Below are 25,569 nucleotides of genomic sequence, written 5' to 3'. Positions count from 1 at the left end.
TCAGATTCCTTGTTCGCTGAGCCACAGGTTCAAAGCCGCCAGTTGCCACAGCTTGGAGCCGCGCAACGGGGTCAACTGGCCTTGTGGATCGGTCAGCAGTTTGTCGAGCATGGCGGGGTTGAACAGGCCGCGATTCTGACTCGGATCGAGCAGCAGTTCGCGCACCCAGTTGAGGGTATCGCCCTGCAAGTGTTTGAGGCCGGGCACCGGGAAGTAACCTTTCTTGCGGTCGATCACTTCGCTCGGGATGACCAGTCGCGCGGCTTCTTTCAACACTTGCTTGCCGCCGTCCGGCAGTTTGAATTTGCCCGGAACACGGGCCGACAATTCCACCAGTCGATAGTCGAGAAACGGCGTACGCGCTTCCAGGCCCCAGGCCATGGTCATGTTGTCGACGCGTTTGACCGGGTCGTCCACCAGCATCACCGTGCTGTCCAGGCGCAGGGCCTTGTCGACCGCCGCATCGGCGCCCGGCTGTGCGAAATGTTCCTTCACGAAGTCACCGGCAGCGTCATTGGCGGTCAGCCATTTCGGCTGCACCGTGGCGGCGTAATCGTCGTAGCTGCGGTCGAAAAACGCTTCGCGATAGGCCGCATACGGATCGGCCGCGCCGTCGACTTGCGGGTACCAGTGATAACCGGCGAACAACTCGTCGGCGCCCTGGCCGCTCTGTACAACCTTGCAGTGCTTGGCCACTTCGCGGGACAGCAGATAGAAGGCGATGCAGTCGTGGCTCACCATCGGCTCGCTCATGGCGCGGAACGCAGCGGGCAGTTGTTCGATAATTTCCCTTTCGTCGATGCGCAATTGATGGTGCTGAGTGCCGTAGTGCTTGGCGATCAGATCGGAATACTGAAACTCGTCACCGCGTTCGCCACCGGCATCCTGGAAACCGATGGAAAAGGTCGAAAGGTTCTCTACGCCGACTTCGCGCAGCAGGCCGACGAGCATGCTCGAATCGACGCCGCCGGAAAGCAGCACGCCGACATCCACTGCCGCCCGTTGGCGGATTGCCACGGCTTCGCGGGTGCTGTCGAGCACGCGGTCGCGCCAGTCTTCCAGGGTCAGGTTTTTCTCGTCGTCGTGTGGGCCGTAGGGCAGGGTCCACCAGGTTTTCTGCTCGGTGCTGCCGTCCGCTTCAATGCGCATCCAGCTCGCTGGCGGCAGCTTTTCGATGCCGGCCAGCAAGGTGCGCGGCGCAGGCACCACGGCGTGGAAATTCAGGTAATGGTTGAGCGCCACCGGGTCGAGGATCGGGTTGATGTCACCGCCCTTGAGCAGCGCCGGCAGAGCCGAAGCAAAACGCAGGCGCTGGCCGGTGCGCGACAGGTACAGCGGCTTCACACCGAGACGGTCGCGGGCGATGAACAGGCGCTGGGCATCGCGCTCCCAGATGGCGAAAGCAAACATGCCGTTGAGTTTCGGCAGCAGCGCTTCGCCCCAGGCGTGGTAACCCTTGAGCAGCACTTCGGTGTCGCCGCCGGAGTAGAACGCATAACCGAGCGCTTCGAGTTCTGCACGCAGTTCCGGGAAGTTGTAGATCGCGCCGTTGAAGGCCAGGGACAGGCCCAGTTGGCTGTCGATCATCGGCTGCGCCGAGCCGTCCGACAGGTCCATGATTTTCAGGCGTCGATGGCCCAGGGCAATCGGCCCCTGGGCATGGAAGCCCCACGCGTCGGGGCCGCGAGGGGCCAGGTGATGGGTGATTTGCTCAATGGCTGCAAGGTTTGCAGGTTGTTGATCAAAACGTAACTCGCCAGCTAATCCGCACATAAAGTCCTTACCGGTTTTTCCGTTGGGGAGGGGCAATCGGGACCCGCCAAAAAGGGTGGGTACTCAGAGACTGACCCCGGCGCGGACGTCGGAGTTTTAGAACAATGAGTTATAAGGCGCGATGTGCCGACCGATGGCAGGCAAGGGAGCGAGGCGCAGAAGGGAGGAGTTGGAGGGTGTTGTGCTGCTTGGGTAGGGCTGCTCGAACAGCGGTCAGTCATCACGGGATTTGCCGAACCTGCAGAGTGCAGGCCGGCGTCCCTCAGGCCTTCCCGCGAATCAGTTCACGCAAGGCAAAACGGTTGGGATGACACGCTTCGGCCACCGCTCTTGGCAGCGGCAGCGGTTCCTTGTCCAGCCACGCCGCCAGCAATTCGCCAGACAGTGGTGCAGTGATCAACCCGCGTGAGCCGTGGCCACTGTTGACGTACAGACCGTCCAGCCACGGGCACGGAGTGTCCGGCACTTGCCGGGCATCCTTGCTCAAGGCGCGATAGGCCGCGGTGAAGGCCTCGCGATCGGAGAGCGGGCCGACAATCGGCAGGTAGTCGGGGCTGGTGCAACGGAACGCTGCGCGACCCTGAAGGCTGTCGGCGTCGGGTTCGCCGATGTGCAGGCGCGCCACCAGATCCGTGGAGATCTCTTCGAGCATCGCCAGATTGCCCAGGTGTTCGGCGGTGGTCGGGGTCAGGTCATCGTTATTGAAATCGAAGCTGGCGCCGAGGGTGTGTTCGCCAAAGCGTGCCGGTGCTACGTAACCTTCGGCGCAGACCACCGTGCTCAGCGCCTGACTTTGTGTGGTCTGCGCCAAGCAAGTGATCTGCCCGCGAATGCGCTTGAGGGGCAGGTCGGCGCTCTGGGCAAAACGCTTGATTTCGGCAGCACCGGCCAGCACCACGACGGGGGCTGTTGCGATCAGTCGTTCACCGTCGAAGGCCTGCCACTGACCGTCAAGCTTGCGCAGCTCAATGGCTTCCTGATGGGTGAGCAGCGTGACGCCCGGTTGTGCGGCTTGCGCCTGACACAATGCGGGCGGATGCACCCAGCCGCCTTCGGGATAATACAAACCGCCATGGGCCAGACCGATCCCGGCGCGGGCCTGAGCGTCGGGTTGATCGAGCCATTGCAGAAGGTCTTCGGGAAACGCCGCCGCCAGTTGCGCCTGACGCTCGCGTTCCTTTTCATTGAACGCCAGTTGCAGCACGCCGCAGTCATCCCAGTCGGTACCGCGTTGCAGGGTTTCCAGCAGGCGACGGGTGTAGCCGAAACCGCTGACAATCAACTGCGACAGTGCGGTGCCGTGGGCGGACAGTTTCAGATACAGAACGCCTTGCGGGTTACCCGACGCTTCTTGTGCAACCGCGTCATGCCGTTCCAGCAGACTGACCTGCCAGCCCCGTGCTGCAAGGCTGGCTGCCGTGGCACAACCGGCCAGACCGGCGCCGATCACCAGGGCTCGACGGTCACCTGTCAACGCTGTTGGGCGGGCGAACCACGGTTTTGCCGCCGCAGGTGGCGCAACACCCTCGGGCCAGCCGAGAAATTCGCCGCGCAGGATTTCCCATTTGTGGCCGATGCCCGGCGTGCGTTTCATCTTGAAGCCGGCGGCGTTGAGCAAGCGCCGCACCCAACCGGTGCTGGTAAACGTGCTGATGGTCGAGCCCGGCGCCGCCAATCGCGCCAGTTCGGCGAACAGTTCGGCGGTCCACATTTCCGGGTTTTTCGCCGGGGCGAAACCGTCGAGAAACCACGCGTCGATCTGGCCATCCAGTTGCGGCAACTGCTCCAGTGCATCGCCAATCAACAGCGTCAGGGTCACACGACCGTTATCCAGAACAATGCGCTGGAAACCTTGATGAATTGCCACGTAATGCTTGAGCAACTGATCGGAGAATGGCTTCAGGTCAGGCCACAACGCCAGCGCCCGTTGCAGGTCGGCAGGGCTCAACGGAAACTTTTCGACGCTGACAAAATGCAGCCGCGCACCGGCCACCGCCTGCTGTTCGAACAACTGCCAGGCGCAGAGAAAATTCAGCCCGGTACCGAAGCCGGTTTCACCGATCACCAGTCGCCCACCCGCCGACAGCGCGGCAAAACGCTCGGCCAGACGGTTCTGTTCAAGGAACACGTAGCGGGTTTCATCGAGCCCCGACTGGTCGGAAAAATACACATCGTCGAACACTCGCGAACGCGGGCGTCCCTGGTCATCCCAGTCGAGTTGGGCGTGGGGCATTACAGGTTTCATGGCAGGCTCGGCAACGACAAGGCGGCCATTCTAGCCGATCACGCACGCGGCGCTTGATCCATGGCAAGCCTTGCTGACGATCACTCAAGGACAATCCGCCGCCGGCGGGAATTTCTGTGCCGCGCCAGAGCCCAATCCGCTAGTCTTGCTGAATCCTGGAAGGAGCCGTCCCTATGTTCGAATCCGCTGAAATCGGTCACGCCATCGACAAAGACACCTACGAAGCCGCCGTGCCCGCCCTGCGTGAAGCCTTGCTCGAAGCCCAGTTCGAGTTGCAGCAGCAGAAGCGTTTCCCGGTGATCATTTTGATCAACGGCATCGAAGGCGCCGGCAAGGGCGAGACGGTGAAGCTGCTCAACGAATGGATGGATCCGCGCCTGATCGAAGTGCGCACCTTCGACCAGCAGACCGACGAAGAGCTGGCGCGGCCACCGGCCTGGCGTTACTGGCGGATGCTGCCGGCCAAGGGGCGGATGGGGATTTTCTTCGGCAACTGGTACAGCCAGATGCTGCAGGGCCGGGTCCACGGCTTGTTCAAGGATCCACGTCTGGATCAGGCGATTGCCGGCGCCGAGCGCATGGAAAAGATGTTCTGCGATGAAGGCGCGCTGATCTTCAAGTTCTGGTTCCACCTGTCCAAGAAACAGATGAAGGCGCGGCTCAAGGCCCTGGCCGATGACCCGCTGCACAGTTGGCGCATCAGCCCGCTGGACTGGCAGCAATCGCAGACCTACGACAAGTTCGTCAAATACGGCGAGCGCGTGTTGCGCCGTACCAGTCGCGATTACGCGCCATGGCATGTCATCGAGGGTGTCGACCCGTACTACCGCAGCCTGACGGTCGGCAAGATTCTGCTCGAAGGGCTGCAAAACGCCTTGAAGCGTCCCGATGTGCATCCCCATGAGGTCAACGCTGCACCGTTGGGGACTTCCGTCGATCAGTTGAACCTGCTCGACAGCCTCGACCTGACCCAGCGTCTGGACAAAAAAGACTACGAAGAACAACTGATCACCGAGCAGGCGCGACTGTCGGGGCTGATGCGTGACAAACGCATGCGTCGTCACGCGCTGGTGGCGGTGTTCGAAGGCAACGATGCGGCGGGCAAGGGCGGTTCGATTCGCCGGGTCGCGGCGGCGCTCGATCCGCGTCAGTACAACATCGTGCCGATTGCCGCGCCCACCGAAGAGGAGCGGGCGCAGCCGTATCTGTGGCGGTTCTGGCGGCACATTCCGGCGCGGGGCAAATTCACCGTATTTGATCGCTCGTGGTACGGCCGGGTGCTGGTGGAGCGGGTCGAAGGCTTTTGCAGTACCGCCGACTGGATGCGTGCCTATGGCGAAATCAATGATTTCGAAGAGCAACTGGCCGACGCCGGGGTGATCGTGGTCAAGTTCTGGCTGGCCATCGACAAGGACACGCAGATGGAACGCTTCCAGGAGCGCGAAGAAATCCCGTTCAAGCGCTTCAAGATCACCGAAGACGACTGGCGCAACCGCGACAAGTGGGACGCCTATCGCGCCGCCGTGGGCGACATGGTCGACCGCACCAGCACCGAAATTGCGCCGTGGACCCTGGTCGAGGCCAATGACAAGCGCTGGGCCCGGGTCAAGGTGCTGCGCACGATCAACCGGGCGCTGGAAGAAGCGTTCGAGAAGTCCGACAAGCGAGCCAAGAAGCACAAGGACTGAACCGATGGGCCCGCATACGCGAGGTGAATGATTGTCGCGGTCGGCGATTGGGTGGACTTATGCTCGGTCCACTCTCAACCGACTGCAACAATGAGGTATGCCATGCGTGAAGTGGTGATCGTCGACAGCGTACGGACCGGCCTGGCCAAGTCCTTTCGCGGCAAGTTCAACCAGACCCGTCCCGATGACATGGCGGCCCATTGCGTCAATGCGTTGCTCTCACGCAACGACATCGACCCGGCCAGCGTCGAGGATTGCATCGTCGGCGCCGGTTCCAACGAAGGCGCCCAGGGCTACAACATCGGCCGCAACGTGGCGGTGCTCTCGCAATTGGGCACCGGCACCGCGGGCATGACCCTCAACCGTTTTTGTTCCTCAGGCTTGCAGGCGATTGCGATTGCCGCCAACCAGATCGCGTCGGGTTGCAGCGACATCATCGTCGCCGGCGGCGTCGAGTCGATCAGCCTGACGCTGAAAAGTGTCAACACCGATCACCTGATCAACCCGCTGCTCAAGCAACAGACGCCGGGCATCTACTACACCATGGGCCAGACCGCCGAAGTGGTGGCGCGCCGTTATGGCGTCAGTCGCGAGGCGCAGGATCGCTACTCGCTGCAAAGTCAGATCCGTACCGCCCAGGCGCAGGCTGCCGGCCTGTTCAACGATGAAATCGTGCCGATGGCGGTGAAGTACCGTGTTGAAGACAAGAACAGTGGGGTGGTGCAGATCCTCGACGGCCTCGTCGATCGCGACGACTGCAATCGCCCGGACACCACCTATGAAAGCCTCGCCGGGTTGAAACCGGTGTTCGCCGAGGACGGTTCGGTGACTGCCGGCAACTCGTCGCAGTTGTCCGACGGCGCCTCGATGACGCTGGTGATGAGCCTGGAAAAGGCCCTGCAACTGGGGCTCAAGCCTAAGGCGTTTTTCCGTGGGTTCACCGTGGCCGGTTGCGAGCCGGATGAAATGGGCATCGGCCCGGTGTTCTCGGTGCCGAAGCTGCTCAAGGCCAAAGGCTTGCAGGTGGCGGATATCGATCTGTGGGAATTGAACGAAGCGTTCGCCTCGCAGTGCCTGTACGCCCGTGACAGGCTGGAAATCGACAACGAGAAGTACAACGTCAACGGCGGCTCGATTTCCATCGGCCACCCGTTCGGCATGACCGGATCACGGCAGGTCGGGCATCTGGTGCGCGAGTTGCAGCGGCGCAATCTGCGTTACGGGATCGTGACCATGTGCGTGGGCGGCGGGATGGGCGCGACCGGGTTGTTTGAGGCCGTACGCTAGTTCGACCTGCCAGAATCCATCAACTGCATCCGCGCGATGTACGCGCGGATTTCCTGCTCGGCTTTCTCGTGGCTGTCGAACGGCCCTTCGAGGGTGTTTTCCCGGGTGCTGAAATACAGTTCGCCGTTGACCCGGCACACGCGGTCGCTGCGAAAGTGCGTGGCGGGGGCGGTGTCCTGGGCGCGCATGCCTAACATGACGGGGTCTCCTTGGTGAGTGATGTCCCGGGCTGGATCCAAGAAGCTTATGCCTGAACCACTTACCTTGCCCGGCCGGCCGATCAACGGCCCATCGTCAATTTTCTGCTGCGACCTGCACAGTTTCATTTGCGGCTGGAGCGCAACTGTCCCTGTGTCGGGCAGGGACTGTGCGCCTAGAATGAGCGCTCCTGTCTCTGGCGCTTGGGGTTCTCATGCACGTTTCATCGGGTCGTTGGGTGTACGGCATGTTCCTGGCGTTGTTGACGGCGTTTCTGTGGGGAATCCTGCCGATCAAGCTCAAGCAGGTGCTGGTGGTGATGGACCCGGTCACGGTGACCTGGTTTCGCCTGCTGGTGTCCGGCGGCTGTCTGTTCCTTTATCTGGCGGCGACCAAAAGGTTGCCGAGTCGCAAAGTGCTCGGGCCGAAGGGCGGCTGGCTGGTGCTGATGGCGGTGCTCGGGCTGGTGGGTAACTACGTGCTGTACCTGATGGGCTTGAACCTGCTCAGCCCCGGCACTGCGCAACTCGTGGTGCAGATGGGGCCGATCATGTTGCTGATCGCCAGTCTGTTCGTGTTCAAGGAACGCTTCAGTATCGGTCAGGGCATTGGCCTGGCGGTGCTGTTGATCGGGTTTACGCTGTTCTTCAATCAGCGTCTGGCGGAATTGCTCACCTCTTTGTCTGACTACACCGCCGGTGTGTTGTTGGTGCTGCTGGCGTCGACGGTCTGGACCTTTTACGCACTGGGGCAGAAGCAACTGCTGACAGTATGGAATTCGCTGCAGGTGATGATGGTGATCTACCTGTTCTGCGCCCTGTTGCTGACACCTTGGGTGCATCCGCTCGAAGCGCTGTCGCTGAACCCGTTGCAGGGTTGGCTGCTGCTGGCGTGCTGCATGAACACCCTGATCGCCTACGGCGCATTTGCCGAGGCGCTGGCGCATTGGGAAGCTTCGCGGGTCAGCGCGACGCTGGCGATCACGCCGTTGGTGACGTTCGGTGCGGTGGCAGTGGCGGCGGGGGTGTGGCCGGAGTATGTGCATGCCGAGCAGATCAATCTGCTGGGGTATGGCGGGGCGGTGCTGGTGGTGCTGGGTTCGGCGCTGGTGGCGCTCGGGCCTTCGCTGATTGCCGGGCTCAAGGCCCGGCGGGCGAAACTGTTGGTCGGATGACCTTCCCGTGCCGGGCACGGGAAGGATCGGGATGACTCAGCCCTTGGCCCCGGCCTCGATCATGTTCTCCGGCCGCACCCAGGCATCGAACTCTTCATCGGTCAGATAACCCAGCTCCAGCGCCGCTTCACGCAGAGTCTTGCCTTCGCTGTAGGCCTTCTTGGCGATTTCCGCCGACTTGTCGTAGCCGATGTGCGGGTTCAGCGCCGTTACCAGCATCAGGCCGCGTTCCAGATGTTTCGCCATGACTTCGGCGTCCGGCTCAAGCCCGGCGATGCAATGCTGCTGGAAATTGCTGCAGCCATCGGCCAGCAGGCGGATCGATTGCAGCAGGTTATGGATGATCACCGGTTTGAACACGTTCAGTTGCAGGTGACCCTGACTGGCGGCGATGCCGATCGCCACATCGTTGCCCAGCACCTGACAGGCGAGCATCGACAACGCCTCGCACTGGGTCGGGTTGACCTTGCCGGGCATGATCGAACTGCCCGGTTCGTTGGCCGGCAGGCGCACTTCGGCAAAACCGGCACGCGGACCGGAACCCAGCAGACGCAGGTCGTTGGCGATTTTCATCAGCGCCACGGCGAGGGTTTTCAGGGCACCGGACAGCGTAGTCAGTGGCTCATGGCCGGCGAGGGCGGCGAACTTGTTCGGTGCGGTGACGAACGGCAGGCCGGACAACGCCGCCAGTTCAGCGGCAATCGCTTCGCCGAAACCGTGCGGCGAGTTGAGCCCGGTGCCGACCGCGGTGCCGCCCTGCGCCAGCTCGCAAACTGCCGGCAGCGCCGCGCGAATTGCCCGTTCGGCGTAATCCAGCTGCGCTATGAAACCGGAAATCTCCTGGCCGAAGGTGATCGGCGTGGCGTCCATCATGTGGGTGCGACCGGTTTTCACCAGTTTCATGTGTCGCGCCGACAGTTCGGCCAGGCCGCCCGACAGCTCGGCGATCGCCGGCAACAGTTGGGTCTGCACCGCTTGCGCAGTGGCGATGCTCATGGCGGTGGGGAAGCAGTCGTTGGAGCTCTGCGAGCGGTTGACGTGATCGTTGGGGTGCACCGGCGTCTTGCCGCCGCGCGGGTTACCGGCCAGTTCGTTGGCGCGGCCGGCAATCACTTCGTTGGCGTTCATGTTGCTTTGGGTGCCGCTGCCGGTCTGCCAGACCACCAGCGGGAACTGGTCGTCATGCTGGCCGTCGAGCACTTCGTCGGCGGCCTGTTCGATCAGGCGGGCGATGTCGGCAGGCAGATCGCCGTTGCGGTCGTTGACCCGGGCCGCGGCTTTCTTGATCAGGGCCAGTGCGTGCAGTACCGGCAAGGGCATGCGTTCCTGGCCGATGGCGAAGTTGATCAGCGAGCGTTGCGTCTGAGCGCCCCAGTAAGCGTCGTCCGGGACCTCGATCTGGCCCAGGCTGTCGGTTTCGATACGGCTCATCGTGCACACTCCTGTTGGTCTGTTTGCGCAGTTTAGGCCGGTGTCGGCCCGGGTGGTTCCATCCGGTCGATTGTTGACCGGCAAATCCCCGCCAATCAAGCACGGCAAGGCCCGGGGGTTGAGCCGCAGCGTTATTCAGGCGCAGAATGGTCGCCCTTGGGGTTTTACCTCGCCTAGCTGAAAAGGAAACTCGATGACTCGTCTTCGTGCCATCTGCACCGCGGTTGCCCTGGTTTGCGCCAGCGGCCAGGTGCTTGCCGATACCGCCAGCCACAACGCCAGTGCCGAAGCTTTCCTGACCCTGGCGCACGCTGACAAGCTGGGCACTCCGGTGTACATGCAGGTTCAGCAAATGTTCGCCCAGCGTTTTGAACAGACCAAGGCGCCGGAATCCAAGAAAGCCGTTCTGGATACCTATCAGGCCAAGGCCAATGCCGCTCTGGATCAGGCCATTGGCTGGAACAAGCTGAAACCGGACATGGTCAAGCTCTACACCAGCAACTTCAGCGAATCCGAGCTGAAAGACCTGGTTGCGTTCTACCAGTCGCCACTGGGCAAGAAAGTTCTGGAAAAAATGCCGCAGCTGACCCAGCAATCGGCCCAGATGACCCAGGCCAAACTGGAAAGCGCCGTACCGGTGGTCAACAAGCTGCTGGACGACATGACCAACGAGCTGGCACCGAAAGGCGCGGCTCCGGCCAAGAAGAAGTAAGCGGAGTTCGTGATGACCATGCAACAACGCATCGAATCGACGCTGGCGCTGCTTCAGCCTGAGCATCTGCAAGTGCTGGACGAAAGCCACATGCACAGTCGCGGGTTGCAGACCCACTTCAAGGCAGTGGTGGTCAGTGCGCAGTTCGAAGGCCTGAACCGGGTCAAGCGCCACCAGAAAGTCTACGGCACGCTCGGCGAGCTGATGGGCGAGTTCCATGCGTTGGCGCTGCATACCTACACCCCGCAGGAATGGGCAGAGACAGGCGTCGCTCCGGCGTCGCCGACCTGTGCCGGCGGCAGCAAGCATTGAGCCTTGCAGCAATGAACTGAGGTTTTTTGCTAGAATCCGCAACGCGCCGCTCACCCGGCGCGTTTTTTTTCGCATCCGGTTCACCCTTTACGAGGGTAGCCACCTGGAGAAATACCCATGACACAACCGATTGTCGTGGCGGCACTGTACAAGTTCGTCACCCTCGAAGATTACGTCAACCTGCGCGAGCCTCTGCTGCAAGCGATGGTCGACAACGGCATCAAAGGCACCCTGCTGATCGCCGAAGAAGGCATCAACGGCACGGTGTCCGGCAGCCGCGAAGGCATCGACGGCCTGCTGGCCTGGCTGCGCAACGATCCGCGCATGGTCGATATCGATCACAAGGAATCGTACTGCGACGAGCAGCCGTTCTATCGCACCAAGGTCAAGCTCAAGAAAGAGATCGTGACCCTGGGCGTCGAAGGCGTCGACCCGAACAAGAAGGTCGGCACCTACGTCGAGCCCAAGGACTGGAACGCGCTGATCAGCGATCCGGAAGTGCTGCTGATCGACACCCGCAACGATTACGAAGTCTCGATCGGCACCTTCGAAGGCGCCATCGATCCGAAAACCACCAGTTTTCGCGAATTCCCCGACTACATCAAAGAACACTTCGACCCGGCCGTGCACAAGAAGGTCGCGATGTTCTGCACCGGCGGCATTCGCTGCGAAAAAGCTTCGAGCTACATGCTTGGCGAAGGCTTCGAAGAGGTTTACCACCTTAAGGGCGGTATCCTGAAGTACCTCGAAGAGGTGCCGCAGGAAGAAACCAAATGGCAGGGCGACTGCTTCGTCTTCGACAACCGCGTGACCGTGCGCCATGACCTGAGCGAAGGCGACTACGATCAGTGCCATGCCTGCCGCACCCCGGTCAGCGTTGAAGATCGCGCCTCCGAGCATTACGTGGCCGGCATCAGCTGCCCGCACTGCTGGGACACCCTGAGCGAGAAGACTCGCCGCAGTGCGATCGACCGCCAGAAACAGATCGAACTGGCAAAAGCGCGCAACATGCCGCACCCGATCGGCTACAACTATAAGCAAGCATCCACCGAGGCTTAATCATGTCTGCACGCCTGCTCTATGTGATGGATCCGATGTGTTCGTGGTGCTGGGGATTTGCCCCGGTCGCCAAGGCATTGGTGGAGCAGGCGCAGGCAGCCGGGGTGGAACTGCACCTGGTGGTCGGCGGGTTGCGCACCGGCAGCGGTGCAGCACTTGAACCCACCACCCGGCGCTACATTCTCGAACACTGGCAGGCGGTCACCGAGGCCACCGGCCAGCCGTTCAAGCTGGAAGGCGCGTTGCCGGACGGCTTTGTCTACGACACCGAACCTGCCTGCCGGGCCATCGTCACCGCGCGCAGCCTGGCGCCGGATTGCGCGTGGAAACTGGTCGGGCTGATCCAGCACGCGTTTTACGCTGAAGGTCGCGATGTCACCCAGGCCAGCGTTCTGGTGGAGCTGGCGGAGCAGGCCGGCGTCCCGCGCATCGAATTTGCTGCGCTGTTCGATCATGCCGATCAGCACAAGGCAACCCAGGCCGATTTCAGTTGGGTGCAGGATCTGGGCATCGCCGGATTCCCGACCCTGCTCGCCGAACGCAACGGCCAACTGGCGTTGCTGACCAACGGCTACCAGCCGCTCAGTGAACTGTCGCCGTTGCTCGGTCGATGGCTGGAGCGCGCGGCCTGTGTCTGACCCGGCCGATGACACGCCAGCCGTCAAGCGTGTCGACCGGCTGAGCTGGGCTGAAGTCCGGCGACTGGCACTTCATCACAAAAAATCCCTGTGGATCGCCAACGGCGTGGCCGTACTGGCGACGCTGTGCAGCGTGCCGATTCCTCTGCTGTTGCCGTTGCTGGTGGACGAAGTCCTGCTCGGCCACGGCGATGCCGCGCTGAAAGTCATGAACCACGTGCTGCCCTCAATGTGGCAGCAAGCGGCGGGCTACATCGGCCTGATGCTGGTGGTGACGCTGACCCTGCGCTGCAGCGCCCTGTGTTTTGGCGTGTTGCAGGCGCGGTTGTTTGCGCGGCTGGCCAAGGACATCGTTTATCGCATTCGCGTGCGTTTGATTGAACGACTCAAACGGATCTCCCTCGGCGAATACGAAAGCCTGGGCAGCGGCACGGTTACCACGCACTTGGTCACCGATCTCGATACCCTCGACAAGTTTGTCGGCGAAACCCTCAGCCGTTTCCTGGTGGCGATGCTGACGCTGGTCGGTACCGCCAGCATCCTGATGTGGATGCACTGGAAGCTGGCGCTGCTGATCCTGCTGTTCAACCCGCTGGTGATCTACGCCACCGTGCAGTTGGGCAAACGGGTCAAGCACCTGAAGAAACTGGAGAACGACAGCACCTCGCGCTTCACCCAGGCGCTGAGCGAAACCCTCGATGCGATCCAGGAAGTGCGCGCCGGCAACCGGCAGGGCTTCTTCCTCGGACGGTTGGGTCTGCGTGCGCAGGAAGTGCGCAACTACGCGGTTAACTCGCAGTGGAAGACCGATGCGTCGAACCGCGCCAGTGGTCTGCTGTTCCAGTTCGGCATCGATATTTTCCGCGCGGCGGCCATGTTGACGGTGTTGTTCTCCGACCTGTCGATCGGCCAGATGCTCGCGGTGTTCAGCTACCTGTGGTTCATGATCGGCCCGGTCGAACAACTGCTGAACCTGCAGTACGCCTATTACGCGGCGGGCGGTGCGCTGTCGCGGATCAACGAACTGCTGGCCCGCGCCGACGAGCCGCAATACCCCGGCGGCGTCGACCCGTTCAAGGGCCGCGATACCGTCGGGATTCAGGTGCAGGGTCTGAGCTTCGGTTACGGCGACGAACTGGTGCTGGATCAGTTGAACCTGTCCATCGCGCCGGGCGAGAAAGTGGCGATTGTCGGCGCCAGTGGCGGCGGCAAAAGTACCTTGGTGCAATTGCTGCTGGGCCTTTACACGCCACTGGCCGGGACGATCCGTTTCGGCGGATCGACCCAGCAGGAAATCGGCCTGGAAACGGTCCGGGAAAACGTGGCTGTGGTGTTGCAACATCCGGCGCTGTTCAACGACACCGTACGCGCCAACCTGACCATGGGCCGCACCCGCAGCGATGAAGCCTGCTGGCAGGCACTGGAAATCGCCCAGCTCGAACCCACCATCCGCGCCTTGCCGGACGGGCTGGACAGCATCGTCGGCCGCGCCGGCGTGCGTCTGTCCGGCGGTCAGCGCCAGCGTCTGGCCATCGCGCGGATGATCCTCGCCGAACCCAAAGTGGTGATCCTCGACGAAGCGACGTCAGCCCTCGACGCCGCCACCGAATACAACCTGCACCAGGCCATGGCGCGCTTTCTCCATGGCCGCACCACGCTGATCATCGCCCACCGCCTGTCAGCGGTGAAGCAGGCGGATCGGGTGCTGGTGTTCGACGGCGGGCAAGTGGCCGAAGACGGCGACCACCAGCAACTGATTGCCGATGGCGGGTTGTACGCCAAGCTTTATGGGCATTTGCAGAGGTTGTAGATCATTTCCATAGCACCTCCAGTGCGTTGGCCGTGCCGTCGTAGCCAAACTCTTTGACGATCACTGAACAACTGGTGCATGGAGGCATGGTTGTAGCCACGTCGACCGAAGCGATCATGTGGTTTTCGGGGTATTTCTTGCGAAGCACACTGATCAGTTTGGCCTCGCTGTCCAGAGAGGTCGGCCGACGGGTTAGCGCAGGCGTGTAGGTGTCGATGTCCTTTATCGTATGGGGAATCGCCACCAATTGCCCTTTGCTCGAGACTTCCAGTGAGGTTCTGTTGAAGGTCTGGTCGAAGTCGATATTGAAGTAGGTGGTGTCGCCGATGATCACTTTGTCCGGCGCGAATGGAGGCTTGAACAAAGGCAGTTCCCCGGTCAGTCCTTGCGCTCCGGAAACGCTGACATACACCTCGCGCTTGCCTGTCGAAGTCAGGATGTCGGCGTAGGCGATGTTTCTCGGATTCTGTCCCTGTAAACGAGACGGGAGCAGCGCCTGCAACTTGTCCATTGTCCGATTGATTTTCAGGTCGGCGCTTTGTTGGATATTGATGGTTTTCTCGCAAAACAGCGTATCGAAGATATCGGCGGTTCGTTGGCGAAAGCTGTCTGAAGCATCCCTGCTACGTGACCAGGATGCTGCACCGTCCGGCAGCCGGTTGACGATCATGCGTGTGGAATGATCGAACAAAACCGCTTCACCGGGGCTGGTATCGACTTTAAGCAGTTTGAGCGTGTCGGGCGGGTTCGCATGACCACCAATGCGAATGGCAATTTTCTCCATGGTTTCGAGGGCGCGTTCTACGGCTGGAATACCGTAGATTCTCGCCATGTTGTTGGCATTGAGAGACCCGGTGTACACCGTCATCAGCTCACCCTTCAGATTGGCAGGCAGGGTATTGGCCTTGCGCAGCGTCAACGGAGTGGTGAGGCTCTGACCTTTGGGCAGTTCGGCGATGTAGAAGGATCCGGCGTCCAGTCGGGTGAACACATAGTGCCTTGAGTCGTCGATAGCGGGGACGATGATGGCGCCGGCCTCGAAGGTGTCGAACTGATTCCGGGTGCCGAAGGGGATATCCACTTTGATCCTCCCGTAAATCCCTTTTTGAAACGCTATCACCGCCGGGTGTCTGCTTTTCTTTTTCAGGAACTCGAGCAGCATCGCTCGACCCGCTGTGGCCGGGGTGTAAATGCTGTCCCCGAACCAGGGTGCCCAGCCTTTATCCGTGTCGTAAGTGCCGTTGGCTGGCGTGGGGGCCGGATTGCGGGTGACATAGCTCGTTTTACAGGCGTCCGACCCCGGCATGCGCCGCACTCTGCAGGGCAGGGCTTTGAGTAGCGACTGATCATCGATCAGGTCGGCGCGGCGCAGTTGGTTGCCGTCCGGTCGATAAGGGATGTCATCAATCAGCAGCGTGGTTCGACCATCGACCTCAAGCACTTCACGAACATGGGCGTGTTCTGGAACTTGCGCAACGACGTGGGTTTCGCTCGGGGGCAATGTCTTGAAGCCGGATCGACCTTGCGTGAGATTTTTGCCGTTGTTGCGCAGGCGCGGGCCGTAGGGCAGGGAGGTCATCGGGTCGACCAGATGAAAGCGTTCCAGTCCCGAAGAATCTGTATGGCGCAGGAGTACATCATCAATACCGTTGACCGTCGCGAGCTGATCACCGTTCGTCAGCGGCTTCCAGTCCCCGGGATCGATGGCTTGTGGCAGATTCTGGACCAGGCGGAAGCCATCGGCCTTTCCCGTCAGTTTTCTGATGCCGACAACGCTCACTCCGCCGATGAAGAGCAGCCCTTTTCCGGCACCGCTTCCCAGACCCTTGAGCAGCGAGGGAATACCGTCCAGTGGGTTGAGGTTTGCCAGTGAGCGGGTGAGGAGTTGGCGGGCCAATGTCGAAAACGGCGGCAGCGTTGCATTGACGACCATGCGAGTGGTGCCGGCAGCGGCGCGGAGCAGGCGCACCGAACCCGAGATGAATTTGCCGATCGGGCAAAGGAACGAAGCCAGGTCGAACAGGAGTCCGATCCCGCCCAGGGCTTTGCTTTTGACATCGTCGGAGAGCAGGTCCTCGATGCTGCCCCAGAAAGGAACGAACCCTTTGACGATCGTCACGAATACTTCCAGCCGTTTCTCGATCTTCGCCCTGTGGCTGTCGAAGATTGTCATGCCTCGGGCTTGCTGGCGCAGGTGTTCTTCATCGACGTAGAGGTAGTTTGTCGCGATGTAGTTGGCCAGTGCGTCCAGTCGTGATGTCAGCGTCGCAGCATCGGTCCCGGTACCCATGGAGGCTGCGGCTATAGTGCCCACGGTGTCGAGGTAGCCGATGTAGGCCCCCCGGGCGGCAGGTGTCCTGCCGTGGAGATGGGCCGACCAGTCGAGCAGCAACGAAGTACTGATGTCACGCTCGGGTGAATAGGTTTGCCCGGGGATGGTGGCGTGCAAGGCAAACTCGGTCCGAACGCCATTGACGGTTGAAAACCTCAAGGTGGGTCGAAGGCGAATGACACCGGCACTCGGGATCAGCTCGTAGTAGGCAATATTTCCCTGGTGGGTCACTTTTATAACGAAGCCCTTCCTGGCCCGGGTCAGATCCGGCGGTTCGTTGGGTACTGATTTTCGACGCATCCCCAACAACTCGATTTCACCCATTGCCAATGCCTGGCGTTCGCTCGCTGGCAGTGAAGTCAGCAAGCTGGCGATCAAGGTCTGATAGGGCGGCCTGATCGTCGCCAGATATTGGTTGAAGGCGCTTTCAAACTGCGCATTGATATCCGGCAAGGATTTGCCGGCCCAGCTGTAGTCATCTGCATTTACCCGTTCATAACCACCCCGCGAGTTTTCACGCTCGGCGTAGAGGACGCGCTGCTCATCCAGCCGGAGTGCTGTGGTGGATCGCGTTTTGCCGTCGGGCATGGAGACAATCCATCGCTTTTCGCCATCGAGTTGGCCGTCTGCATAGACATCCAGAAAGTCGTGGCCCTGCTGATTCTTCTGGTCCAGTGGTGCTCTTGAATGACTATGGCTCGGATCGGCAGACATCAACTTGCGTCCGTCCTTGTTGAATGTAAAACCACTGAACCGGTCAGCCAGCACCTCCCTGGCCATCTGTATCCGGTCAGGCGGGGTTGAATCCAGCGTCATCACGGCCTTGTTCAGGTTTTCGCTTTGTTCTTCCAGCGCAGTCAGCGCTCGCTTGATGTCTTCCTGATCGTGACCGGATGCCGCTCGCGCCGGGATGACGCCAGTGCACACCGCCCATTCAAGGGCGGGGCCTATTCGCAGTCGTGCAATTGTTTCCAGCTCTGCGGGGGAGGCGCCAGTACTGCGTTCCAGAGGCAAACTGACCAGTTGCTGGAAAGACAAGGGTTGCGACTGATCCAGGCCAAGCACCTCGGCCAGCAGCACGCCGTGCATGAAGTTCACCCACACGATCGACGTCTTGTAATGAAGCTCGGGCGGGATATCGCGCACGGCAAAGTCTTTCGACAGGCGATGTTGAAACATCTGGGCCAGCAGGATCGCCTCTTTGGTAGTGGCAACTCGTCGGGTACGCAGCAAATGCTGTTCGAAATCGCGGCGCAGGGTCTGGTAGCTTTTGCCCCAGTGAGCAGGGTCTTGCCAGTGGAATCCGGCGAGCTCCTGCGACTCGTCGGGAGACGGCGCATGCAAATGCAGGCAGATGGCTTTGCATGACAACTGATAGCGCACGGACGGCGGCGTCTGTTCGCCGGGGGATGCACCGAACCATTTGAGCCTTTTCAGCAGCCTTTCTGTCAGGTCCAGTGATTCGGGGGAATTCAGTACTCGCTGGAGGAAAACCGAAGGGGTCGCGCGCAGTTCGTCCGTGTCGGCGAGCCGCAGGATATCGCCACTCAAATGACGGATCAGCGAAGGTTTGCCGATCAAAAAGGTTTTGACCGTGTCGAGCATTCGTTCATTGATGCGTTGTGCCATGTACTGTTCGAGGGTCATGGCGGGTGCAATAGCCGGTGTTGCGACTCGGGCTGCCTTGAACCTTTTGCGGTCCCGGCCGGTCGGTTGGGGAATCAGGGATTCGATATCCGGGCCGGTAGCCAGTCCAAGCGCCTCGATGGCGCTGGTTTCTGCGGTTGTCGATAAGTCGGTTGAAGCTGAAAACGTCGAGGGCATATCACACTCCTTGTGAAGGCATTCCCGTTACAGAGGGTTGGATGCCTGAAGTGCCCAGTAGATCGATGCCGCCAGCGACCGTGGCTGTACATATGTCTATCCGGCGTTTGTCCTGAACTGAGGCGGATCCGCCGCTTGCCGGAACCCCGAACGCCTCCTAGTCTTTGGGGGTTGGTCTGATAGAGACGGACAATCAGGCAGTGACCACGCAAGGAACTCCATGAAGCAAAAGCGGACTCTCGGAACGCCTCGGTTGCTGGGCATCGTCTGGCCATTTATCGCCGTCGTGTTGTTTCAAGCCTTGTTGGGGGGCGTGAGTCTTTACGTCCTGTCGGCCGTTCGCGGCTATGTCGCTGGTGAAAGCCTTTGGTCCAAGGGCCAGAAAGACGCTATCTATTACCTCAACCTGTACGCGGACAGTCGCGACGAGGCAATTTACCTTAAATACCAGAACGCCATTGCCGTGCCTCAGGGCGGCCATCAATTGCGCCTGGCGCTGGACAAGCAACCGCCCGACCTGCAAGCGGCGCGTGAGGGCATTCTCAAGGGCGGCAACCACCCGGACGACGTTTCCAGTCTGATCTGGCTGTACCTGAACTTTCGTCACTTCAGTTATCTGGAAACCGCCATCGACCGCTGGACGCTGGGCGACGCCTATCTGGTGGAACTCGACGGCGTGGCGCAGGAGATGCATCAGCGCATCACCGCCAATGCCGCCACCGAAGCCGATATCCGCCGCTGGAAAGACCGGATCTTTGCGATCAATGACGGCGTGACCCCGGCCGCCAAGGCGTTCAGCGATGCCTTGGGTGAAGGCTCGCGGATGATCCTGCGCCTGCTGCTGTTCACCAACCTCGCCACTGCGCTGGGCCTGATCGTGCTGGCGCTGCTGCGCACCCGCAAACTGCTCAAGCAGCGCCATGCCTTCGCCGAAGCGCTGCAACTGGAAAAGGACCGGGCCCATGTGACCCTGCACTCGATCGGCGACGGGGTGATCACCACCGACGTCAGCGGGGCGATCGATTACATGAACCCGGCCGCCGAGGCGTTGACTCACTGGAAGGCCGAGCAGGCTGCCGGTCTGCCCTTGGCGGCGCTGTTCAACCTGCTGGATGACAATGCCCAGAGCGAGGGCTTGACCCTGATCGAGCACATTCTCAGTGGCCAGCTCACCGGCGGCAGCGAGCATTCGAAGCTGATCCAGCGGCTGGACGGCAGCACCGTGTCGGTGACGCTGGTCGGTGCGCCGATCCGCAATGCCGGCAAGGTCAGCGGTACGGTGCTGGTGCTGCATGACATGACTCAGGAGCGGCAATACATCGCCAATCTGTCGTGGCAGGCCACCCACGATGCGCTGACCGGCCTGGCCAACCGTCGCGAGTTCGAATACCGGCTCGAACAGGCCCTGCACAACCTGACGCGGCAGGCCGGGCGACATGCGCTGATGTTCCTCGATCTCGATCAGTTCAAGCTGGTCAACGACACCTGCGGGCACGCGGCAGGCGATGAGTTGCTGCGCCATATCTGCGCGTTGCTGCAATCGGGCTTGCGTGAGGGCGACACCCTGGCGCGGCTGGGCGGCGACGAGTTCGGCATCCTGCTGGAGAACTGCGCACCGGAGGCGGCCGAGAAGATCGCCGAGAGCCTGCGTCAGACCGTGCAAAACCTGCATTTCGTCTGGAAGGGGCGGCCGTTCCTGACCACCGTCAGCATTGGTCTGGTGCACGTCGCACAGAACCCGACCACCCTCGAGGCCTCGTTGCGGGCCGCCGACATGGCTTGCTACATGGCCAAGGAAAAGGGCCGCAACCGGGTGCAGGTCTACCACGCCGACGACTCGGAACTGTCCCTGCGTTTTGGCGAGATGGCTTGGGTGCAACGCCTGCATATGGCTTTGGAGGAAAACCGCTTCTGTCTCTACGCCCAGGAAATCGCACCACTGGGTTCGGTTGCCGGTGGCACCCGCGGGCACATCGAAATCCTGTTGCGTCTGCACGATGAGGCAGGCCGGATGATCCTGCCGGACAGTTTCATACCCGCGGCGGAACGTTACGGTTTGATGACGTCGCTGGATCGCTGGGTTGTGCAGAATGTATTTAAGGTTATTGCTCAATGTATTAACGAAGAGTGCGAAGGCCCTCTGGCAATGTGTGCGATTAATCTTTCAGGCATTACTATCGGAGATGACGCGTTCTTGCACTTTCTACGCGAGCAGTTTGATAACTACGGCGTACCGCCTGAAATGATTTGTTTTGAAATTACAGAAACCAGTGCCATTGCAAATCTCGGGAGTGCAATCAGATTTATTAATGAACTCAAAGGCTTGGGTTGCTATTTCTCACTCGATGACTTTTGTGCCGGAATGTCTTCATTCGCTTATCTGAAACATTTGCCTGTAGACTTCCTGAAGATCGACGGGAGTTTCGTAAAGGATATGCTGGACGACCCGATTAACCGTGCAATGGTCGAAGTGATCAATCACATCGGGCATGTCATGGGTAAGCAGACAATTGCCGAGTTTGTCGAAACAGCGCAGATCGAGCAGGCATTGCTTGAAATCGGCGTGGATTACGCTCAGGGTTATGTCATCGAACGCCCGCAGTTGTTTACCTGTGACAGTTTGCAAAGTCGGCCCGCCAGACCGCAGCCGTTGTTATTCAAGGCGCCTGGCACGTTCCGTTGAAGTCTCTTGCCGATCCGTACAATCACAAATCAAAAGGAGCCGAACAGTGATCGACACATTCAACCGAACCGGACCACTCATGGAAGCTGCAAGTTATCCCGCCTGGGCGCAACAGTTGATCCAGGATTGCAGCGAGAGCAAACGCCGGGTTGTCGAACATGAACTTTATCTGCGCATGCGTGATAACAAGCTCAGCGCCAAAACCATGCGCCAGTACCTGATCGGGGGCTGGCCCGTCGTTGAGCAATTCGCGTTGTACATGGCGCAGAACCTCACCAAGACCAAATTCGCCCGTCATCCGGGTGAAGACATGGCGCGGCGCTGGTTGATGCGCAACATTCGCGTCGAACTCAACCATGCCGATTACTGGCTGCACTGGAGCCGGGCCCATGGGGTGAGCCTGGAAGACCTGCAGGCGCAGCAAGTGCCACCGGAATTGCACGCCCTGAGCCACTGGTGCTGGCACACCAGTTCGGCGGATTCACTGATCGTGGCCATCGCGGCCACCAACTACGCCATCGAAGGCGCGACCGGGGAGTGGTCGGCGCTGGTCTGTTCGACGGGTGTCTATGCTGCGGCCTTCCCTGAAGAGGATCGCAAGCGGGCCATGAAGTGGCTGAAGATGCACGCCCAGTACGATGATGCCCATCCGTGGGAGGCACTGGAGATCATCTGCACCCTGGCCGGGATGAACCCGAGCAAAGCCTTGCAGGCGGAGCTGCGACAGGCCATCTGCAAGAGCTACGACTACATGTACCTGTTCCTCGAGCGCTGCATGCAGCTCGAACTGTCGGAGCGGGTGTTAGTCGGGCGTGAGCGTCGGGCACTGGTCGAGAGCTGATTTCGGCAACATCCATAAAAAAAACGGGAGCCTTGGCTCCCGTTTTTTGTTGGCGGCGAATAATCAGCCCGCCATGGTCAGGCGATTTCGCCCCTCGCGCTTGGCGACATACAGCGCGCTGTCGGCGCGGCGCAGCAGGCTGTCGGCGGATTCGCCCGGCAACAGAGTCGAGCAGCCGAGGCTCACGGTCAGTTCGATCAATTGGTTATTGGCGTAGTAATCCTGGGCCTGGGCTGCCTGACGCAGGCGCTCACCGACCATGGCGGCCGCGTCGCGACCGGTGTTGGACAACAGGATCAGAAACTCTTCCCCGCCATAACGGAACACCATGTCGACGTTGCGCAACTGGCCCTTGATCGATGCGGCCACGGCTTTGAGCACGTCGTCGCCGGCGCTGTGACCATGGAGGTCGTTGACCTGCTTGAAGTGGTCGATGTCCAGCATCAGCAACGACAGCGGTTGCAGGTGCCGGCGGGACATCTCGATTTCGCGGTGCAGCGTCTGTTCCATGGCAATGCGGTTGCCGGCACCGGTCAGCGGATCACGCAGGGCGCTTTGCGTGGCGGCGCGGTACAGCAGGGCATTGCGCATCGGATACAGCAGCGCAGACAGCAACGATTCGAGATTGCCCAGTTCCTGTTCGCTGAAGCGCTGGTTGCGGCGGAACACCAGCTCACCCATGTGCTCGCCTTCGTGGCTGAGGCTGTAGCTGGCCGAGTGGTGACCGCGGGCACCGAACTCCAGTCGCAGGTCACTGCCATTGTGCACGTAGGTCAAGGCGTCCAGCGGCACCAGGCGCTGAACCTCGCGGAAAAACAGACCGAGGATGCGTTGAGGCTCAAGGCTGGTTTGCAGTTGCAGGCTCATTTGCTGGCGCAATTGTGCCAGGCTGGCAGGTCGCGCCAGAAGAGGTGGCTGCTGACCAAAGCCCAGGCGTTGCAATTTGGCATTGTCGAAGTCAATTGCAGTGGTCTGGGAGGGTGATTTCATATGGCGTGAGCCCCTAAGCAGTAAGTCTGTCTTACAGGCTGGGTGAGAGCGGCTATGGGCTGCGCGTCATACTGATCCATCAGTCCCGTAGGACATTTGGCGTAAGTTTAGTCTGCCCGATGACGATTAGTCAGCTATCGAATCAGGCCTTGCCCGACTGCCTTCACTCGGCGTGCTTTGAGGAAATGTAGAGCGAAAGTCGTGCCATACGGTTCATATTTTATTAAAACCGTTGTGGATCAATGGCTTGAGATTTTTGCGGAAGAAGGGGTGGTGGTTATTTGACTGAAGCTGCCGCGCTCAAAGCGGCAATTGCATGCCGCGACGGTATTCCGCCACGGCAACAAATGCGACGTATGGCATTACTGGGCGTTGAAGGCCTGGCCATTGATACCGGTGCTGTCCGGGCCCATCAGGTACAGATAGACCGGCATGATCTCTTCTGGAGTCGGGTTGTTCAGCGGGTTTTCCCCCGGGTAAGCCTGAGCGCGCATGCTGGTGCGAGTGGCGCCCGGGTTGATGCTGTTGGAGCGTACCGGGGCGACGTTTTCGACTTCGTCGGCCAGGGTTTGCATCAGGCCTTCGGTGGCGAACTTCGACACGCCATAGGCGCCCCAGTAAGCACGGCCCTTGCGCCCGACGCTGCTGGAGGTGAAGACCACCGAGGCGTCCTGCGACAGTTTGAGCAGCGGCAGCAGCGTGCTGGTCAGCATGAACATCGCGTTGACGTTGACCTGCATGACGCGCATGAAGTTTTCACCGGACAACTGCTCGATCGGCGTGCGCGGGCCGATGATCGAGGCGTTATGCAGCAGGCCGTCGAGGTGGCCGAACTCGGTCTCGATCATCGCCGCCAGCTCATCGTATTGATGGGGCAGGGCGGTTTCGAGGTTGAACGGGATCACGGCCGGCTGCGGATGCCCGGCTGCTTCGATCTCGTCGTAGACCTGGGTCAGGTTGGCTTCGGTCTTGCCCAATAGCAGCACGGTTGCACCGTGGGCGGCGTAGGCCTTGGCGGCAGCCGCGCCGATGCCACGACCGGCACCGGTGACCAGAATGACCCGATCCTTGAGCAATTCGGGGCGAGCGGAGTAATCAAACATAAGAAACCTCTAATCCATTAACTTCTGATCGTTCCCGCGTCATGCGCGGGAATTCAGCGATGGTCGCTTTGCCGCACCACTCAGCAACTGCAGAGCGCGTTGTCGAGCACCTTGCGCAACTCCAGCGGATGATCCACCACCACGTCCGCGCCCCAGTGCCGAGGGTTGTCGTCGGGGTGGATGTAGCCATAGGTCACGGCAGCGGTTTTGGTGCCGGCGTCACGGCCGGATTCGATATCGCGCAGATCATCGCCGATAAACAGAACGGTCGACGGATCCAGATCAAGCATCTTGCAGGCCAGGGTCAGCATCTCGGGATCCGGCTTGCTGTTCTTCACGTGATCCGGGCAGATCAGCAGGGCCGAGCGCTCGGCCAGCCCCAGTTGCTGCATGATCGGCTCGGCGAAGCGCAGCGGCTTGTTGGTGACCACGCCCCAGACCAGATGGGCTTTCTCGATGTCGGCCAGCAATTCGCCCATGCCGTCGAACAGCTTGCTGTGTACGGCGCAACCGACGAGGTAACGCTCGAGGAACTCCAGACGCAACTCCTCGAAGCCCGGCGACTCCGGATCCATCGAGAACGTCACCGCGACCATGGCCTTGGCGCCGCCGGAGATTTCATCGCGGATGTGTTTGTCGTTCATTGGCGGCAAGCCGCGATCCGCGCGCATCGCCTGGCAAATGGCGATGAAGTCCGGCGCGGTGTCGAGCAGAGTGCCGTCCATGTCGAAAAGGACTGCTCTGATGGCCATCGGCTTACTCCTCGCGCAGGGTCTGGATCATGTAGTTGACGTCAACGTCCGCCGCCAGCTTGTAGTGCTTGGTCAGCGGGTTGTAGGTCAGGCCGATGATGTCCTTGACGGTCAGGCCGGCCATGCGGCTCCAGGCACCCAGCTCGGACGGGCGGATGAATTTCTTGAAGTCGTGGGTGCCGCGCGGCAGCAGCTTCATGATGTATTCGGCGCCGACGATGGCGAACAGGTACGCCTTCGGGTTGCGGTTGATGGTGGAGAAGAACACCTGGCCGCCGGGCTTGACCATGCGGAAGCAGGCGCGGATCACCGAGGAAGGGTCCGGTACGTGCTCGAGCATTTCCAGGCAGGTGACGACGTCGAACTGCTCGGGCATTTCTTCGGCCAGGGCTTCGGCGGTGATCTGCCGGTATTCGACGTTCACGCCGGATTCCAGCTGATGCAGTTGCGCGACCGCCAGTGGCGCTTCGCCCATGTCGATGCCGGTCACGGTCGCGCCGCGCTGAGCCATGGCTTCACTGAGGATGCCGCCGCCGCAACCGACGTCGAGGACCTTCTTGCCGGCCAGATTGACGCGTTCGTCAATCCAGTTGACCCGCAGCGGGTTGATGTCGTGCAGCGGTTTGAACTCGCTCTCGCGGTCCCACCAGCGATGGGCCAGGGCTTCGAATTTGGCGATTTCGGCGTGGTCGACGTTGCTCATGATTTCAATCCTCT

General features: G+C 60.8%; 19 protein-coding genes. 10 read left to right on the top strand and 9 right to left on the bottom strand.

Annotated elements, in window-relative coordinates:
* Together EIY71_RS08030 and mnmC are read right to left on the bottom strand one after the other, a co-directional pair.
* The gene (locus tag EIY71_RS08030; RefSeq protein ID WP_134021277.1) at nt 1-1,773 is read right to left on the bottom strand and encodes an N-acetylglutaminylglutamine amidotransferase; all 1,773 of its coding nucleotides are present in this window, start codon (nt 1,771-1,773) and stop codon (nt 1-3) included.
* 262 nt (nt 1,774-2,035) lie between these two features.
* On the bottom strand, nt 2,036-4,018 hold the full coding sequence (gene mnmC / locus EIY71_RS08025) for a bifunctional tRNA (5-methylaminomethyl-2-thiouridine)(34)-methyltransferase MnmD/FAD-dependent 5-carboxymethylaminomethyl-2-thiouridine(34) oxidoreductase MnmC (protein WP_134021274.1): 1,983 nt from the start codon (nt 4,016-4,018) through the stop codon (nt 2,036-2,038).
* 173 nt (nt 4,019-4,191) lie between these two features.
* On the opposite strand from mnmC, the gene pap reads away from it, so the two are divergent.
* On the top strand, nt 4,192-5,706 hold the full coding sequence (gene pap, locus EIY71_RS08020; RefSeq protein WP_102686489.1) for a polyphosphate:AMP phosphotransferase: 1,515 nt from the start codon (nt 4,192-4,194) through the stop codon (nt 5,704-5,706).
* Nucleotides 5,707-5,808: 102 nt separating this feature from the next.
* On the top strand, nt 5,809-6,993 hold the full coding sequence (locus EIY71_RS08015) for a thiolase family protein (RefSeq protein WP_085745023.1): 1,185 nt from the start codon (nt 5,809-5,811) through the stop codon (nt 6,991-6,993).
* Here the strand turns inward: EIY71_RS08015 and EIY71_RS08010 are convergent.
* Nucleotides 6,990-7,190, bottom strand: a complete 201-nt coding sequence (locus tag EIY71_RS08010; protein ID WP_085745022.1) for a DUF6316 family protein — start codon at nt 7,188-7,190, stop codon at nt 6,990-6,992. The genes EIY71_RS08015 and EIY71_RS08010 overlap by 4 nt on opposite strands.
* Before the next feature lie 215 nt (nt 7,191-7,405).
* Here EIY71_RS08010 and EIY71_RS08005 point away from each other — a divergent pair, with 215 nt between their 5' ends.
* Nucleotides 7,406-8,365: a DMT family transporter gene (locus EIY71_RS08005; RefSeq protein ID WP_085745021.1), complete on the top strand. Its 960-nt coding sequence runs from the start codon at nt 7,406-7,408 to the stop codon at nt 8,363-8,365.
* Between the two features lie 36 nt (nt 8,366-8,401).
* Here EIY71_RS08005 and EIY71_RS08000 read toward each other — a convergent pair whose 3' ends face one another.
* Entirely contained in the window at nt 8,402-9,796 is a 1,395-nt protein-coding gene (locus EIY71_RS08000; protein ID WP_039770582.1) for a class II fumarate hydratase, read from the bottom strand.
* A 193-nt stretch (nt 9,797-9,989) separates the two neighbouring features.
* Between EIY71_RS08000 and EIY71_RS07995 the strand changes: the two genes are divergently transcribed.
* The 5 genes from EIY71_RS07995 to EIY71_RS07975 all read left to right on the top strand — a co-directional run bounded on the left by EIY71_RS07995 (nt 9,990) and on the right by EIY71_RS07975 (nt 14,327).
* Nucleotides 9,990-10,508 (top strand): DUF2059 domain-containing protein, encoded by a 519-nt coding sequence (locus EIY71_RS07995; RefSeq protein WP_007950895.1) that lies wholly within the window; start codon nt 9,990-9,992, stop codon nt 10,506-10,508.
* Between the two features lie 12 nt (nt 10,509-10,520).
* Nucleotides 10,521-10,820 (top strand): BolA family transcriptional regulator, encoded by a 300-nt coding sequence (locus EIY71_RS07990; protein ID WP_007950896.1) that lies wholly within the window; start codon nt 10,521-10,523, stop codon nt 10,818-10,820.
* Between the two features lie 117 nt (nt 10,821-10,937).
* Nucleotides 10,938-11,879 carry a rhodanese-related sulfurtransferase gene (locus EIY71_RS07985; protein ID WP_011335384.1) on the top strand — a complete coding sequence of 314 codons (942 nt, stop codon included), beginning with the start codon at nt 10,938-10,940 and terminating at the stop codon, nt 11,877-11,879.
* 35 nt (nt 11,880-11,914) lie between these two features.
* Entirely contained in the window at nt 11,915-12,517 is a 603-nt protein-coding gene (locus tag EIY71_RS07980) for a DsbA family protein (RefSeq protein ID WP_170929396.1), read from the top strand.
* A complete protein-coding gene (locus tag EIY71_RS07975; protein ID WP_102717094.1) occupies nt 12,510-14,327 on the top strand; it encodes an ABC transporter ATP-binding protein in 1,818 nt (605 codons plus the stop codon). The genes EIY71_RS07980 and EIY71_RS07975 overlap by 8 nt, the downstream gene beginning before the upstream one ends.
* Before the next feature lies 1 nt (nt 14,328).
* Here the strand turns inward: EIY71_RS07975 and EIY71_RS07970 are convergent, their stop codons facing one another.
* Nucleotides 14,329-18,483: a hypothetical protein gene (locus EIY71_RS07970; protein WP_134021271.1), complete on the bottom strand. Its 4,155-nt coding sequence runs from the start codon at nt 18,481-18,483 to the stop codon at nt 14,329-14,331.
* A 220-nt stretch (nt 18,484-18,703) separates the two neighbouring features.
* On the opposite strand from EIY71_RS07970, the gene EIY71_RS07965 reads away from it, so the two are divergent.
* Nucleotides 18,704-21,166 carry an EAL domain-containing protein gene (locus tag EIY71_RS07965; protein ID WP_085745018.1) on the top strand — a complete coding sequence of 821 codons (2,463 nt, stop codon included), beginning with the start codon at nt 18,704-18,706 and terminating at the stop codon, nt 21,164-21,166.
* Nucleotides 21,167-21,212: 46 nt separating this feature from the next.
* The gene (locus EIY71_RS07960) at nt 21,213-22,007 is read left to right on the top strand and encodes a TenA family transcriptional regulator (RefSeq protein ID WP_085745017.1); all 795 of its coding nucleotides are present in this window, start codon (nt 21,213-21,215) and stop codon (nt 22,005-22,007) included.
* A gap of 63 nt (nt 22,008-22,070) precedes the next feature.
* Here EIY71_RS07960 and EIY71_RS07955 read toward each other — a convergent pair whose 3' ends face one another.
* The 4 genes from EIY71_RS07955 to ubiG form a co-directional block, all read right to left on the bottom strand.
* Nucleotides 22,071-22,997 (bottom strand): GGDEF domain-containing protein, encoded by a 927-nt coding sequence (locus EIY71_RS07955; protein WP_102717096.1) that lies wholly within the window; start codon nt 22,995-22,997, stop codon nt 22,071-22,073.
* Between the two features lie 362 nt (nt 22,998-23,359).
* Nucleotides 23,360-24,100, bottom strand: coding sequence for a YciK family oxidoreductase (locus EIY71_RS07950; protein ID WP_085745015.1), 741 nt, complete (start codon nt 24,098-24,100; stop codon nt 23,360-23,362).
* 80 nt (nt 24,101-24,180) lie between these two features.
* Nucleotides 24,181-24,852, bottom strand: coding sequence for an N-acetylmuramic acid 6-phosphate phosphatase MupP (gene mupP, locus EIY71_RS07945; RefSeq protein ID WP_085745014.1), 672 nt, complete (start codon nt 24,850-24,852; stop codon nt 24,181-24,183).
* Between the two features lie 4 nt (nt 24,853-24,856).
* Nucleotides 24,857-25,555, bottom strand: a complete 699-nt coding sequence (gene ubiG, locus EIY71_RS07940; protein WP_007950906.1) for a bifunctional 2-polyprenyl-6-hydroxyphenol methylase/3-demethylubiquinol 3-O-methyltransferase UbiG — start codon at nt 25,553-25,555, stop codon at nt 24,857-24,859.
* Between the last annotated feature and the right edge of the window lie 14 nt (nt 25,556-25,569).

Origin of the sequence: Pseudomonas sp. CH235, from assembly GCF_004368175.1 — a bacterium.
GTDB classification, from domain to species: domain Bacteria; phylum Pseudomonadota; class Gammaproteobacteria; order Pseudomonadales; family Pseudomonadaceae; genus Aquipseudomonas; species Aquipseudomonas paraglycinae.
The sequence above is the reverse complement of the archived record's forward strand: the minus strand, read 5'-3'. Positions and strand labels throughout refer to the sequence as shown.